We start from the raw sequence: 13,363 nt of genomic DNA, 5'->3' as shown, positions 1-13,363 counted from the left end.
CCCCACCACACCCGGCGCCCTACTCTGGACCCACCTCCACGAAACCTGGCCCCCCTTACCGTCACCCCAACTGGTGGCCACCCCCGACAGCCGGGGCACAACCCGCAGGGGACGGGGATCGACGTCCCGTCCGTTGGCTGACTCAGCAGAGGTCAAGAACGGCGCTGGTCCAGCCGAGGACCTGAGGAGTGTGCCAGCGAGGCCGGCCGGAGATCCCAAGACCGGCCAGCCGCCGTCCTTCCTCAAACGCTTCTCGCTGCTTCGGCTCGACTTCCAGGACCCGCTCGATCAGCAGGCGTGCCTGCTCGTGTTCTCCGCGCACAACGAGGAACTCCACCAGGTCGGGCGCGTACGCGAACGGTCCCAGAAGGGCCTCGGGCACCGCCTCCACCAGCCGCTGTGGATCCCGGGTGCTCTCGAACCAGGGAAGCACGATCTGCCGGATCTGCCCGCAGAGCGTCGCAAGATGGGCCACCCGCTTCTCCGGCCGTGTCAGTCCCACCGTGTTCCGAAAGTCGACACGGCCCAGGTCATGACAGCTGGTGAAACACACAACATCCAGGGCGCCATCCGGGCGGATCACCGTCGAGGTGTGGTTGGCGATCCGCCAGGAACCCACGGCCCGCTCATCCACGTGCAGTTGGGCAACCGCGAACTCCATGAATGAGCCGGTCCTGTTGTAATAGCTCGGCTCCAACGTCAGGCGCTCAACCCGTCCAGCGCCATCGCGTCGCTCCAGACACCGCCGAGACTTGATCCACCGGAAGCCGTCCGGCCCGAACTCCGCTGCCATGCACAACGCGGCCGCCTGACGAACATCGGCAGGTCGCTCGGCATCCGCCAACGGACCCGTCAGGTCATCGCCCCACGAACTCTCCACACCCAGATCATGCACGGAGATCGAGGTAGTAGGCCGAGAGGCGCCCACAAGTCGTGGCGAATGGTCGCCGCCGAAGTGGTCAGGCTGTGAGCTGTGGGGAGGTCAGCGTTGGGGGGCGGCCCACCGCTACATTACGGTCACCACCGACACAGAAATCTGCAGCAATGATCGAGGTACCGGGTCCAGAACCCGACTGGGAGGCCGCGGCGTCCTGCCAGGGCGGCAAGCGCAACCCCGCTTTTCAGTCCGGCATGTGGGAGTACGCCTCCAGTCGGTTCCGTATCGTCGCAGGCCTGGCGGCACCCCTGGAACCGCTCGCCGCCCGGCTGCGGCTCCAGATCGAGCGTAGTTGGGAAGAACCCGGGCCGGTCGACGCCGCCATGTTCTGCATTCAAAGGACCGACTTCGCTCTCAGCCGGGCCAATGCGGCCCACGACGCCACGACGTACATCTGGGTGGGTCTGCCCGTGAGCCGCTCTCGGAAGCAGACTGACGCGGCGATCCACCTCCTGCTCAATGCCCTCGGCCTCAGCCCCGAAGCACTGACCTTCCGCAGCGACCCCGTCACCCCGGAGCACCCGTCGTGATCATCCAGGCCACGAGCGGAGGCGAGCGAATATTGCCGGAGCCCGCCGAACGGGAGTTGGCCTTCCTGCAGACATTACGTCCAGGCCAGATCGTCACCGGAACGATGATCGAGATCGCCGGCTTCGCAGTGACCTTCGTGGACATCGGCGGCTTCACCGCGATGATCGACATTCCCCAGCTGTCCGGGCGTCCCATCAAGCGTCCGTCCGACGTGGTCGCCGTCGGACAGGAGATCAGCGCCCGGGTCCTTGACGTCGACACCCGCCGAGGACGCGTACCGCTCTCCCTCAAGGCACTCCAGGTCGAGCCCTTGGCGGACTACAGCGCAGGGGCGGCCAGACCATCACCGGCCCCGTCACCAAGATCGCTTCCCTCGGTGCTTTCGTCCGCGTCGAAGAGGCATCCAACGGCTTCGTAGGCCTGCTGCAGGGCGCCGACCTGGGGAAGTATCGGTGAAGCTCGGCGATGTTCTTACTGTGAAGATCATCCACGTGGACGTGACCCGGCGCAGAATCGAGCTCGCCCTCGCACGCTGACCCCGGAGGGTGTCAGCGTGCGAGGGAGTGCGGGCATCCGCGCAGTCGACTTCGGGTGTCGACCGGACGACGGTTCGCGGCGCCGCTCGCCAGTCGGCGTCCCGAAGGAGCCGGGAGATCGGTGATGGGCTGGTCGGGTTCGTGCGGGCTTGCGGGGTGTGGCTGGTCAGGTTCTGCGTGAGATGACCATGATGTATTCGCAGGGGGCGTTCGTTCGGTTGGCGAAGCCGTGGTCCGCGTCGGCCTGGAGGAACAGGGAGTCGCCTGCGTTCAGGGTCTCGTTGATCCCGCCGATCGCGACGGTGAGGGTGCCTTCGAGCACCACGAGTTGTTTCTCCGTGCCCGGCGGATACGCGGGCAGCAGTCCGGTGGAGACCTGCGCGGGGAGGTGGTGGACGACCATCTCGGCCCCTCCCGCGCCCGGGGCCGCTGACACCATGTGCCGCTCGAAGCCGGTTTCCGGGTCACGGAAGACGGGGCGGTCGTTCTTGCGCATGACGATGGCCACGCCGGACGCGGCGGCGGTCGGCGCGCCGATCAGGTCCGAGAGCGACGCGTTGAGCGCGTGGGCGATTCTGGACGCGACGCCGATGGTCGGGCTCTTCTCACCGCGTTCGACCTTGGACAACATCGCCCGGCTGACCGACGACCGTGTGGACAGCTGCTCCAGCGTCAGGCCCGCCTCCTCGCGGCGTCGCCGCACGTTGCCGCCGAACGCGCCGGCCAGGTCGTCACCCTGCTGCGCTTCGGCCGCGTTTCCGTCTTGGTCGATCACCGTGCTCCTCGTCGATGGGGTGCTGCGCCGCACACAGTGTATGGTTTCTCCGATAGAAGATCTGTATCTTCTATCGGAGATGCACGATGTGCGCCCAACATGACGGAGGTTCCATGCGTTTGATCTCGAGTGGGCGGCTCCACGCCACGTTCGACTTCGGCGATCTGCAGGTGGTCTCGTTGCGAGACGGGTACATCGACATGCCGCCGACGCGGCTCCGCGATGAGGACGGGTACGCGCTCGGCGAGCTGCCGGACGCCGTCCCGCTGGTCGGCGACAACCTGCGGCTGTCGGTCAACGCCTTCTTCGTCACCGACGGCACGCGGTCGCTTCTCATCGACACCGGCGCGTCCAACGCCTGGCACGACCCCACCATGGGACTGATCTACGACGCGCTCGACGAAGCGGGAGTCGACCGCGCCGGTGTCACCGACGTGGCCATCACCCACAAGCACGAAGACCACGTGAGCGGCCTGATCGCGCCGAACGGTTCAGAGGCGTTCGCCAATCTCGAGCGCGTGTGGATCGGCGCGGGCGACACCTCGGTGTTCACCGGACGGCTCGAGCCGATCCGCGACCGGGTCGTCCCCGTGTCGGAGAAGGTCGCGATCAACGACTGGGCCACGGCGATCCCGACGCCGGGCCACACACCCGGTCACACCGTTTACGAGGTCAGCAGCGGCGCCGGCCGCCTTCTCGCCTGGGGCGACACCGTTCACGTTCCCACGCTCCAGTTCGATCAGCCGAACGTGACCTGGGAACTCGACGGCGACCAGCCCCAGGCGCGGGCCGCGCGAGCGGCGCTCCTCGAACAACTGGCCCGACCCCACCACTTCGTGGCCGGCGCCCACCTCGACTCACCCGGCATCGCCCGCGTGACCCCCTCCGGCGACGGTTACGCGCTGGAATACCTCGCACCACCGATCGGCTGATCGAGCCTGTTGGAGCGCGGCCCCGAGCCTGCCCCCCGGGGCCGCGTCGTCGTGCCCGAACCCGGCGTTGAACGTGCGGCCGCATGCCCGTCGCCGTTACCTGCCCACGTCCGTGGCTCTGTGGGGGTGGGGCACACACGGCCCGCTCTCCGCGGCTCGGGCTCAGGCCGGCGGCCCGAACCAGTGGTGCAACGCCTCGGCCAGGTCCTGCTCCCGGTGTCCGGCCCAGGCGACATAGCCGTCCGGCCGTACCAGCACCGCTTCGTTCGCGGTCTCCTGCCCTGCCTCCTGCGGGACCGCCCCCCTGGAACCCCACTGGCCGGCCAGCGTCCGCAGCTCCGAGCCCGCCCCCAGCAGCGCGCCGCGCCTGTCGGGCAGCGCGGACGCGCCGGGCAGGCGCCGGCCCAGCAGCGGGTGCGCCGGGCCGGGCAGCTCGTAGTGGATGTCCAGCCCGGAGATCATGCCCGCGATCACCGCGTTGGCCTCCGGTACCGCCAGCAGGCCGGCCACGATCTCACGCAGCGCCAGATGCTCCTCCTGGGCCACCAGCAGCAGCGACTGGGCGCGGGTGTTGGCCAGCACCCTGGCCGCCACTGGGTGACGCTCGGCGTGGTAGGTGTCCAGCAGGTGCGCGGGCGCGTGCCCGCGCACCTGGGCGGCCAGCTTCCAGCCCAGGTTGAAGGAGTCCTGCACGCCCAGGTTCAGGCCCTGCCCGCCCATCGGGGAGTGGATGTGGGCGGCGTCGCCGGCCAGCAGCACTCGTCCGTGCCGGTAGTCCTCCACCTGCCGGGAGGCGTCGCTGAAGCGCGAGGCCCACACGATCGACTCCAGGCGCGCCTCCGGTTCGGGCAGTAGCATCAGCGCCCTGCCGACCTCCTGCTCGGTGACCGGCGCCTCGCGCGGCAGGTCCTGCTGCTCGGGCCCGTAGAACAGGATCCGGTGCACCCCGCCCTCCAGCGGCGTCAGGTAGGCGCGGCCGGCCGGCGAGGGTGTCATCTCCGGCAGCCGCCAGCGTGCCCCCACCCGCCCGGCGAGCCTGATGTCGGCCACCGCCATCGCCTGCCGGCCTTCCAGGCCGGGGAAATCCACCCCCAGTAGCGTCCGTACGGTGCTGCGCCCGCCATCGCAGCCTGCCAGCCAGGCCCCCCGTAGTACGGCGCCGTCCCCTAGACGTGCGCTCACCCCCGTGTCGTCCTGCCACAGCTCCACCAGTGGCTGGCCGCGCAGCACGCGCACGCCGAGCTCACGCACCCGTCCCTCCAGCACCGGCTCCACTTTCGACTGCGGTGTGCCGATCATGTAGGGATGGGCGGTGTCCCAGGCGGTGAAGTCCAGCCGCATTCCGGCGAAGTGCCCGCCGGGTACCCGTTGGACGCCGCCGGTCAGCAGCGGCTCCAGCAGGCCGCGCAGTTCCAGCACCTCGGCGGTGCGCGGCTGCACCCCCAGTGCTTTGGACTGGCCGCTGCGCTCGGGCAGCGCCTCGACCACCAGCGCGGAGGCACCGCCGAGGGCGAGTTCGGCGGCGAGCATGAGGCCGGTAGGGCCGGCCCCCACGACGATCACATCGGTATCCATGGGCAGACGTTAGGTCCGCTATGGCCGCTTACCGCAACGATAGTGTGGAGGCATGCCCCCACTTGAACAGGACATGTTCGCCGGGTGCGCGCCCGGCCTGCCGCCGATCAAGATAGGCGGCAAGTGGACGGTGAGGATCGCGGCGTGCCTGCGGGAGGAGCCGCGCAGGTTCACCGAGCTGCAGACCGCGCTCGGGGGCATCACCCCCAAGGTGCTGACCGAGTCGCTGCGGGCCATGGAGCGCGACGGGCTGGTACGGCGCACGGACTACGGGGAGAACCCGCCGAGGGTGGAGTACGCGCTGAGCGAGCTGGGCCGTACCCTGTTCGGCCCGATCGAGGTGGCCTGCGCGTGGATGCAGATGTACGCGCAGGCACGCGCCCAGTCGACCTGAGCTTCCCCTCGTGGCGTAGAAACCGAACCCGAGATGAGGTCGCTGACTCGGCAGGCAAACGAGCGGTGGCGCCAGACCTGGTCGGGTGTTCTGCCCAGCAGCAGGAACCCCACCGAACGCGACAACGAGCAGCGCCAGGAGCGCGATCGCGCGGGCTGCGGCGCGGCGTGTGTGGTGGAGGGCATGACGAGGACCGCTTGCGCAGAATGGGGGGAATCGACATGGCCAGGCTCGGAGGGGCACCCCTCCGAGCCGAACGCGGAGGGTCAGCCCTCGGCCAGCGCCTTGGCCCACACCGGGCTTTCGAAGTAGTGGTTGTCGTACTTCTCCGAGCTGTCGCGGATGTCCTGCATCGTGGCCTCGCCGCGGTAGACGCGCTCCAGCAGGCGGTAGTAGTCGAAGCGCTCCATGCCCGGCGTGAAGACGACGAGCAGCTCGGCCTCGGCGTCCGGGGCCGGGGCGAAGGCGTGCGGCACCCGCGGCGGGACGGTCAGGAAGCCGCCCTTCTCGACCGTCACGATCTCGTCGTCCACGAGGAAGCGCGCCGTGCCGTCCAGGACGAGGAACATCTCCGTGGCCTTGGCGTGGAAGTGCGCCGGAGCGCCCGGCGACCCCTTGCGGAGGGTGGCCTTGTTCGCGGTGAGCGCGCCGCCGGTCTCACCCGCGTCGGCGAGCAGCGTGATCAGGCTGAGCGCGCCGTCCTCGACGATCTCGGCCTCGTCGGCGCGCACCAGGACGGAAGCGGCGGACGACAGGTTCAGCGCAGCGTTCATGATCTCTCCCAGAGCTTCAACCCGGCCACTGACCAGGTCTTTCTTGCTGACAGAGATAAATCTACGGAAACCAAAGACCCGCCAGAAGGTTCATTTGCTCCCCTCATCCATGGGTCAATTTGCCGCCCCGGCACCTGCGCCCATGCGCGACTGAGCCTGTCGAATACAGCGCGAGGCGTCGAGGCGTCGATGAGCCGGTACCGCTGCCTAACACCCACCTGGCGAGCCACCACGACCACACCGACCCGGCGATCCATCCACGAGTGACCGGCCGACTCGACTGCTGAACCCGCGCGTGATCCAGAGGTCTCGCAGAATGATCATTGTTGCGTTGCATGAACCGTCGCCGCCGTCGCGCAGAGCCGGCTTCCTCTGGTGACACGGCCCCGAGTTCCGGGTCGACACAGCGTCCAACCCGACCAACGCAGCGCTCGATACGGGAACGCTGGTGAGCTGCGCGGACGCCGCCCCCGTCCCGAAACCGCCCGGTTGTGGGGGCGTGATCCGGCGCGCGGCGCCCGCGTGGCCCGCCGTCGGTCGCGAGGTGGCTAGTTCCCAACCGACTCGATGACCCGGCTGTGGGGACCGGTCATCCGGGGTGTTCGTCATCATGACCGGGATCACAGGGAACCGGACGGGACGGTTGGACAGGACAGGGTGTGGAGTTGTCAGCGCGAGCCCGGATACGGGCAGGTGACCCCGTCGCGTTCGGGGACCTCTTCGATGAGCACGCACGGGTCGTGTACCGATATGCGGTCCGGGTCTGCGGGGACTGGGCGACGGCCGAGGACGTCGTGTCGCTCACTTTCCTGGAGGCGTGGCGGGTGCGGGAGAGAATCCGGCTGGAGGGCGAGTCGCTGCGGCCGTGGCTGCTGGGTATCGCGACCAATGTCCTGCGCAACGCGGCGCGGTCCGCGCGGCGGCATGAGGCGGCGATGGGCCGGTTGCCCGTCCGGGAGGTGGTGCCGGACTTCTCCGAGGAGCTGGTGGGACGGCTCGCCGATGCCGAGGAGCTGGCCGCCGCCCGCGTCGCGCTGGGCCGGTTGCGCAAGGCCGAGCGCGAGGTGTTCACGCTGTGCGTGTGGGCGGGCCTGAACTACGCGGAGGCGGCCGAGGCGCTCGGCATCGCCGAGGGCACCGTGCGGTCACGGTTGTCGCGAGCCCGCGCCCGGTTGCGCAGACTCACCGCCGCCGAACGGGAACCGGCGTTCGGCGGCGGACAGCTCATTGGTGACGACCGCGAGCCCGCGGTCGGGGCGAGGCAGGAGAGGCACTCGTGAACGGCACCCCACGGCGCGGCCCCGAACCCGACGAGCTCTCCGAGCTCGTGCGGCTCCTGCCGCCCCCGGGCGACCCCGAGCTCTCCGCCGGCCGGCGCCGACTCCTCAAGGATCATCTGATGCTGCAGATCGAAGAGCCCGCGACCGCCCCGCGACGGCCGAAGCGCCGTCGGCCGGCCCTGCTGGCGGTCCCGCTGGCGGCCGCGGCCGTGGCGGCGGGCCTGTTCGCCCTCCCGCTCGGTGGGCACACCTCGCCCTCGCGTCCGCCTGCGGCCGGGGCCGGTGACCAGAACAATGCCACGGTGCTGCTGGACCGCATCTCGCTGGCCGCCGCGCACCAGACCGCCCCGCCCGTGCGCGATGACCAGTTCGTCTACATCAAGAGCAAGGTCGCCTGGACCAGCCAGGAGGAGAACGGGCCGCGGGTGCTGGAGCCGCTGCGGGAGCGGGAGATCTGGCTGGCGCAAAGCGTGGGCGGGCACGGCCTGCTCCGCGAGGGCGGCCGGAAACTGCCCCTGGTCGGCACCGGGAAGGACATGACCTACCGCAAGCTCGCCGCCCTGCCGACTGAGCCGGGCGCGCTGCTGGACGGCGTCTACGCCAAAATTCCCAAGTCCGGCAAGACCGCCGCCCCATCCGCCCGCGACGCTGCGGCCTTCCAGGCGCTCGGCCAGCTACTGGGTGAGCAGATCCTGCCGCCCGAACTCGCCGCCGCCATCTACCGCGCCGCCGCCAGGATCCCCGGTGTGGTCGTGGTGCCCGACTCGGTCGACGCGGCCGGCCGGCACGGCGTGGCCGTCGCGCTGGTCGCCTACGGCGAGCGCAACGAGTGGATCTTCGACCGGAAGACACTCACCTACCTTGGTGAACGCGGCTCCATGGTGGAAGACACCAAAAACGCCAAGAAGGGCATGACCACCGCCATCACCGCCATCCTCCAACGCGGCGTGGTGAACAAGGCCGGCCAACTCCCCACCAAGCCCTAGCCCACCACGATGGCGTCGGCTATGGCGCGTGATGGATTCCAACTGGTCGGCCGTCAGCGGTCCTGCCCTGGCGGCGGAGAGCGAGGACCTCGCGCTTCATCGGCGTCGTAGGGCCGACGTCGTGGGGCCGGTCAGGGGGTTGATTTTGATCGGGATTCGGCGGCCCAGTGGGGGGCGTTCCAATGGTCGGCGATGGTGGCGGCCTGGGTGAAGTGGGCGGAGGCTTCGGGGCGGTCCAGGAGGACGGCCAGCTCGCCGAGGGTGTGGGCGACCGGGCGGAGTGCCACCGACAGGCTTGCGGCGCCTGCCGGGGGGCCGTCGCGGTGGGGGAGGAGCGTCGCGTAGAGCTCCTCGGCGGCGTCGCGGTCGTTCAGGGCGACGACGGCCATCGCGCGCAACGTTGTGAGGAAGGTGAAGAAGAAGTCGGGGCGGATCGGGCCGGGTGACGCGCGGACCTCGCGGGCTTCGGCGTCCAGGCCGTTGGCGTGGAGGGCCAGCGCGAGCAGGTCGGAGGCCATGGGGCCGAGCATGGCGTGGAGGGCGCGCACGTCGTCCAGGTGCGCGCCGAGCGTGCCGTCGTTCAGCCAGAGCACGGCCAGGGCGAGTTGGTGGAAGCCCGTGGCGTGCACCGATCCGACGCGCCGCATGCCCTCGTCGGCCTTGATGTAGAGGTGCTCGGCGTCGGCGTATCGGCCTTCGATGAGCGCCAGGCCCGCCAGCGCGATCTCGGCGGCGGCGATGGCCTCGGGCATGCGGTAGGCGCGCGCGAGTTCCAGGGCCTCGGTGGTCACCTGGCGCATGGTCACCGGGTCGTTGGCGGCGGCGGCGACGCCTGCATGGTTGAGCAGTCCGGTGACGCGGTAGACCGGCAGGTCGTGCTCGGTGCCGATCGCCACGAGCTCCCGGCAGTGCTCGGCGTCGCCGTGGACTTCGGCGAGTATCACGAGCGCCGCGGCCCGCAGCCGGGGGTCGGTGGCGAGGTCGAGTGCCTCCTGCGCCGCCTGCGGAACGGTCGGGTCGTCCTCGCCGACCAGTTCGTTCGCGTACGCCGTCAGGAGCCGGGACCGCACCGAAGGCGGCAGGTCGCGCTTCAGCAGGCGGCTCAGGCGGTCGACGATGGGCCGGTCCACCGTGCCGTACGTGCGGGACTGCCAGGCGGTCGGCTCCGTCCACGCGGTGAATGCGGCGATCATCAGGTCGTCGCGGCCCAGGGACTCCGCGTACTCCACGGCTTCACGGCGTGTCTTTCGGGCGGCTGCGACGGCTCCCGCCCGGATCTGCGCGCGCAGCAGCCTGCCGAGCAGGTCGACGCGTTCGTCCGGTCCGGTCGAGTTGGCGACGGCGTCGGTGAGGAGGCAGACCGCCACGTCGTGGGCGTAGCGGGCCTCGGCGAGCTCGGCGGCCCGGACGCAGTAGCCGACGGCCTTCGGCGAACCGGCGCGCGCGTAGTGGTGGGCGAGCGCCGCGATGTCGTCCGTGCCTTCCAGGGCGTCGGCGATGCGGGCGTGCATCCGGGTGGCGCGCAGTCTGCTGACGTCGGCGACGAGCGTGTCCCTGACGAGGGCGTGGACGAAGCGGACGCGGCCCGGTCCGGGCTCGTCGAGGAGCCCGGCGATGACACCCGCGTCCAGGGCGTCCATCACGCCGTCCTCGTCGGCGTCGGCGGCCTTGACGAGGACGTCCACTGAGCTTTCCCGGCCCGCGACCGCGGCGAGCCGGAGAACGGACACGCCCCCCTCGGGCAGGCGCGCGAGGCGGCGGCGGAGAACGTCCCGGACGCCCTCGGGGACCTCGGAGAGGGCGACCAGCGCGCCTTCGCCGTTCATCAGCCGGGCGCTTTCGCGCACGTAGAACGGGTTGCCGCCGGTGCGTTCGGCGATCCCGGCGATGGTCTCGTCGTCGGCCTCGCATTCGGTCCGGACGAGCTGCGCGACGGACGTGTCGTCCAGGCCGGGCAGGGCGAGCCGGAGGGGTGTTGCGCGCGCGAGGGAGGCCAGCGTGTCGGTGAGGTGTTCGCTCTCGTCCGCGCGGTAAGCGGCGACGATCAGGATCGGGGCTCGCAGGCCGAGGCCGCCGCCGAGCAGCTCCAGCGTGGCGGCGTCCGCCCAGTGCAGGTCGTCCAGCACGAGGACGACCGGCCGGTCCGTGGCGACCGCCGCGAGCCACTTCCACACGGCTTGGCGCAGGCGGAACCGTCCGGCGGTGGCGTCGGCGTTCACCGGTCCGGTGTCGGTGAGCAGCGGCGCGAGGTCGTCCGCGAACTCGCCCGGGGGCCTAGTCGCGGCGATGGCTCGCAATGCTTCTGTCCAGGCCCAGGCGGGCGGCGCGCTGTCGACCTCGGGGCATCGGCCGACGGCGACCAGCCACCCGTCACGTTCGAGCCGCCTGCCGAGGTGTTCCAGGAGCGTCGACTTACCGAGCCCGGCCTCGCCGGTGACAAGGGCGATGCGGGCCCCGTCGGCGGCGGCCTCTGCGGCGGCGGTGACCAGCGCCGACAGCTGTTCCTCGCGTCCGACGAACGTCGCCTCGGTGATCGGGGCCGACCTCGGCGGCGGTGCGGACGGCGGAGGCTGTGGTGGGGGCACGGTCTCGCGCAGGACGTCCGTGCGCTGGGTGAGGATGGCCTGCTCCAACGCCGTCAGGTCCGGGCCGGGGTCGAGCCCGAGTTCCTCGGCGAGGACACCGCGGGCGCGACGGAGCGTGGCCAGCGCGTCGGCCTGGCGGCCGCTGCTCCACAGGGCCAGGGCGTGCAACCGCCAGCCTTCCTCGCGGAGGGGCTCGTCGCGGGTGAGCCGCTCGGCCTCGGGAACCACCGCGGCGGGGTCGCCGGTCCGCAGACCCGCCGCGACGTGCAGTTCGGTGGCGACCAGGCGCAGCTCGTTCAGCCGGGCCGTCTCGGCGGCCGCCCACGGTTCGTCGGCGACCTCGGCGAACGCCGGTCCCTGCCACAGTCCCAGCGCCTCGGCGAGCCGGGCCCGGGCGGCGCGCGGGTCGGCGTCCGCGCGGGCCTGGTCGAGCAGGCCCTCGAACCGCCACGCGTCGACCGACTCCGGCGGCAGCCGCAGCGCGTACCCGGGCGACGCGCTCACCAGCAACCGGGCCGGCGTGCGCGGCGGACGTCCTGGCTCCAGCAGCCGGCGCAGGTTGGACACGTACGCCTGCAAGGACATCAGCGCCCGCGCGGGCGGCTCCCCGCGCCACAGGTCCTCGATCATCCGATCGACCGGCACGACCTGCCCGCGCGCCGCCACCAGAAGGGCCAGCACGCCCCGCTGCCGAGGCCCGCCGAGGTGGACGGCCTCTCCGTCCACGTCGGTCGCGAACGCGCCCAGCACCCGGATGAAAACCATGATCCGCACATCGTACGTGGACGGTCCAAGTCGGTTCCAAGTCCCCTCCAAATGCCCGGGAGCAGGCTGAACACAGCGCAACCGACCAGCCGCAACCGGCCGGTCGCACCCCACAGGAAGCGGAATCCGATGAGCGTCGACACCCAGGACATGAAGATCGTCCACCGCGTCTTCCGCCGTGAGACACGGCTGCTGATGGAGCTCGTCGCGGACGTCGCCCCGGGTGACACCGCTCGTGCCCAGGTGATCGCCGACCATTTCCGCCTCTACCGGCTGGGCCTGCACAACCACCACGAGGGCGAGGACGAGCTGTTGTGGCCGCCGCTGCTGGCCCGGGTGGACCTGGAGGCCGACATCGTCCTGCGGATGGAGGCCCAGCACGAGCGCATCGCGGCCACCCTGACCAGGGTGGACGCCGCGGTCACCGCCTGGGAGGCCGCCGCGGGCGCCGACGAACGCGACACCCTCGTGGCCGCCCTGTCCGAGCACCGCGCGGTCGTGCTGGAACACATCGACGACGAGGAGGCCACCCTCCTCCCGCTCGCGGCCAAGCACATCACCGAGCAGGAGTGGGCGTCCCTGGGCGACCACATGGTGAACAACACCCCCAAGCTCACCCTGTTCATGCTCTTCGGCGCCGTCCTGGAGGACGCCGACCCGGCCGAGCGCGCCCTGGTCCTGAGCGGTCTTCCCACTCCGGCCCGCGCCATCTGGCACGTCTTCGGCCGCCCCCGCTACGCCCGCTACATCCGCCGCGTCCGCGGCTGAACCCCGCCCAACCCGACCCGACCCGAACGTCCAAGGAGAAGAACCATGTCGCTGAAGAACGTCAACACCGTCCTGGCCGCCGCCGTCGTCCTGTTCAGCTTCTACCTCGGGCTGTCCTTCGTCCTGAGCCCCGAGACGGTCGCCCCGGGCTTCGGCCTGCCCCACTGGCCCTCGGGCGACGGCGGCGGCTTCCTCAACGTGAAGGGCAACCGCGAGAACGCGATGGGCCTGGCCGGAGGCATCCTGCTGGTGACGGGCCACCGCCGCGCCCTGGGCTGGGTCCTGCTGATGACGGCGGCCGCCCCGTTCGGCGACATGATCACCGTCCTGGCCCACCACGGCTCCAAGGCCGCCGCGTTCGGCATCCACGGCCTGACCTCCGCGCTGATCGCGATGACGGGCCTGCTGATCCTCCGCGAGACCAGCAAGGCCCGCACGTCCCAGGACGCCGCCGCCCCGGCGCCCGCCGCACAGCCCGGCGCGCACCGCGCCTGACGCCGCACGCCCCGAGGGGCGGCCTGAGCAA

13 protein-coding genes are annotated in these 13,363 nt (G+C 70.9%); 8 read left to right on the top strand and 5 right to left on the bottom strand.

Annotation, left to right across the window (positions count from 1 at the left end):
- Positions 1-142: 142 nt before the first annotated feature.
- Positions 143-895, bottom strand: coding sequence for a hypothetical protein (locus P696_RS57890; RefSeq protein WP_245627489.1), 753 nt, complete (start codon positions 893-895; stop codon positions 143-145).
- A gap of 149 nt (positions 896-1,044) precedes the next feature.
- Here P696_RS57890 and P696_RS0104185 point away from each other — a divergent pair, with 149 nt between their 5' ends.
- Both P696_RS0104185 and P696_RS43160 read left to right on the top strand, forming a co-directional pair.
- Positions 1,045-1,467: a hypothetical protein gene (locus tag P696_RS0104185; RefSeq protein ID WP_026411342.1), complete on the top strand. Its 423-nt coding sequence runs from the start codon at positions 1,045-1,047 to the stop codon at positions 1,465-1,467.
- Positions 1,464-1,886: a S1 RNA-binding domain-containing protein gene (locus P696_RS43160; RefSeq protein WP_026411341.1), complete on the top strand. Its 423-nt coding sequence runs from the start codon at positions 1,464-1,466 to the stop codon at positions 1,884-1,886. Before P696_RS0104185 ends, P696_RS43160 begins: the two co-directional genes overlap by 4 nt.
- Positions 1,887-2,170: 284 nt before the next feature.
- Here P696_RS43160 and P696_RS0104175 read toward each other — a convergent pair whose 3' ends face one another.
- Positions 2,171-2,779, bottom strand: a complete 609-nt coding sequence (locus tag P696_RS0104175; protein WP_026411340.1) for a helix-turn-helix domain-containing protein — start codon at positions 2,777-2,779, stop codon at positions 2,171-2,173.
- Positions 2,780-2,892: 113 nt separating this feature from the next.
- On the opposite strand from P696_RS0104175, the gene P696_RS0104170 reads away from it, so the two are divergent.
- Entirely contained in the window at positions 2,893-3,711 is an 819-nt protein-coding gene (locus tag P696_RS0104170) for an MBL fold metallo-hydrolase (protein WP_026411339.1), read from the top strand.
- A gap of 162 nt (positions 3,712-3,873) precedes the next feature.
- Here P696_RS0104170 and P696_RS0104165 read toward each other — a convergent pair whose 3' ends face one another.
- Positions 3,874-5,286 carry an FAD-dependent monooxygenase gene (locus P696_RS0104165; protein ID WP_026411338.1) on the bottom strand — a complete coding sequence of 471 codons (1,413 nt, stop codon included), beginning with the start codon at positions 5,284-5,286 and terminating at the stop codon, positions 3,874-3,876.
- Positions 5,287-5,338: 52 nt separating this feature from the next.
- On the opposite strand from P696_RS0104165, the gene P696_RS43155 reads away from it, so the two are divergent.
- On the top strand, positions 5,339-5,680 hold the full coding sequence (locus P696_RS43155) for a winged helix-turn-helix transcriptional regulator (RefSeq protein ID WP_051466753.1): 342 nt from the start codon (positions 5,339-5,341) through the stop codon (positions 5,678-5,680).
- 266 nt (positions 5,681-5,946) lie between these two features.
- On the opposite strand, the gene P696_RS0104155 is transcribed toward P696_RS43155, so the two are convergent.
- Complete coding sequence (locus P696_RS0104155) at positions 5,947-6,453, bottom strand: cupin domain-containing protein (protein ID WP_026411337.1); 507 nt, start codon at positions 6,451-6,453, stop codon at positions 5,947-5,949.
- 659 nt (positions 6,454-7,112) lie between these two features.
- Between P696_RS0104155 and P696_RS0104150 the strand changes: the two genes are divergently transcribed.
- Complete coding sequence (locus P696_RS0104150) at positions 7,113-7,733, top strand: RNA polymerase sigma factor (RefSeq protein ID WP_026411336.1); 621 nt, start codon at positions 7,113-7,115, stop codon at positions 7,731-7,733.
- Positions 7,730-8,719 (top strand): CU044_5270 family protein, encoded by a 990-nt coding sequence (locus tag P696_RS0104145; protein ID WP_026411335.1) that lies wholly within the window; start codon positions 7,730-7,732, stop codon positions 8,717-8,719. Before P696_RS0104150 ends, P696_RS0104145 begins: the two co-directional genes overlap by 4 nt.
- Positions 8,720-8,850: 131 nt before the next feature.
- Here P696_RS0104145 and P696_RS0104140 read toward each other — a convergent pair whose 3' ends face one another.
- The gene (locus P696_RS0104140; protein WP_026411334.1) at positions 8,851-12,069 is read right to left on the bottom strand and encodes an ATP-binding protein; all 3,219 of its coding nucleotides are present in this window, start codon (positions 12,067-12,069) and stop codon (positions 8,851-8,853) included.
- Positions 12,070-12,198: 129 nt separating this feature from the next.
- Between P696_RS0104140 and P696_RS57885 the strand changes: the two genes are divergently transcribed.
- Positions 12,199-12,837 (top strand): hemerythrin domain-containing protein, encoded by a 639-nt coding sequence (locus tag P696_RS57885; RefSeq protein ID WP_026411333.1) that lies wholly within the window; start codon positions 12,199-12,201, stop codon positions 12,835-12,837.
- A gap of 45 nt (positions 12,838-12,882) precedes the next feature.
- The gene (locus tag P696_RS57880) at positions 12,883-13,332 is read left to right on the top strand and encodes a DUF4267 domain-containing protein (protein ID WP_026411332.1); all 450 of its coding nucleotides are present in this window, start codon (positions 12,883-12,885) and stop codon (positions 13,330-13,332) included.
- Positions 13,333-13,363: the final 31 nt, after the last annotated feature.

The sequence above is a fragment of the Actinomadura oligospora ATCC 43269 genome, from assembly GCF_000518265.1.
Classification (GTDB): Bacteria; Actinomycetota; Actinomycetes; order Streptosporangiales; family Streptosporangiaceae; genus Spirillospora; species Spirillospora oligospora.
This window is presented reverse-complemented; position numbering and strand designations above follow the sequence as displayed.

What these genes read in the sequence shown, in the direction of transcription:
- P696_RS0104170 (WP_026411339.1), top strand. Translation starts at nt 2,893, where the DNA reads ATGCGTTTGATCTCGAGTGGGCGGCTCCACGCCACGTTCGACTTCGGC.
- P696_RS0104140 (WP_026411334.1), bottom strand. Translation starts at nt 12,069, where the DNA reads ATGGTTTTCATCCGGGTGCTGGGCGCGTTCGCGACCGACGTGGACGGA.
- P696_RS0104165 (WP_026411338.1), bottom strand. Translation starts at nt 5,286, where the DNA reads ATGGATACCGATGTGATCGTCGTGGGGGCCGGCCCTACCGGCCTCATG.
- P696_RS0104185 (WP_026411342.1), top strand. Translation starts at nt 1,045, where the DNA reads ATGATCGAGGTACCGGGTCCAGAACCCGACTGGGAGGCCGCGGCGTCC.
- P696_RS57885 (WP_026411333.1), top strand. Translation starts at nt 12,199, where the DNA reads ATGAGCGTCGACACCCAGGACATGAAGATCGTCCACCGCGTCTTCCGC.
- P696_RS0104155 (WP_026411337.1), bottom strand. Translation starts at nt 6,453, where the DNA reads ATGAACGCTGCGCTGAACCTGTCGTCCGCCGCTTCCGTCCTGGTGCGC.
- P696_RS43155 (WP_051466753.1), top strand. Translation starts at nt 5,339, where the DNA reads ATGCCCCCACTTGAACAGGACATGTTCGCCGGGTGCGCGCCCGGCCTG.
- P696_RS57880 (WP_026411332.1), top strand. Translation starts at nt 12,883, where the DNA reads ATGTCGCTGAAGAACGTCAACACCGTCCTGGCCGCCGCCGTCGTCCTG.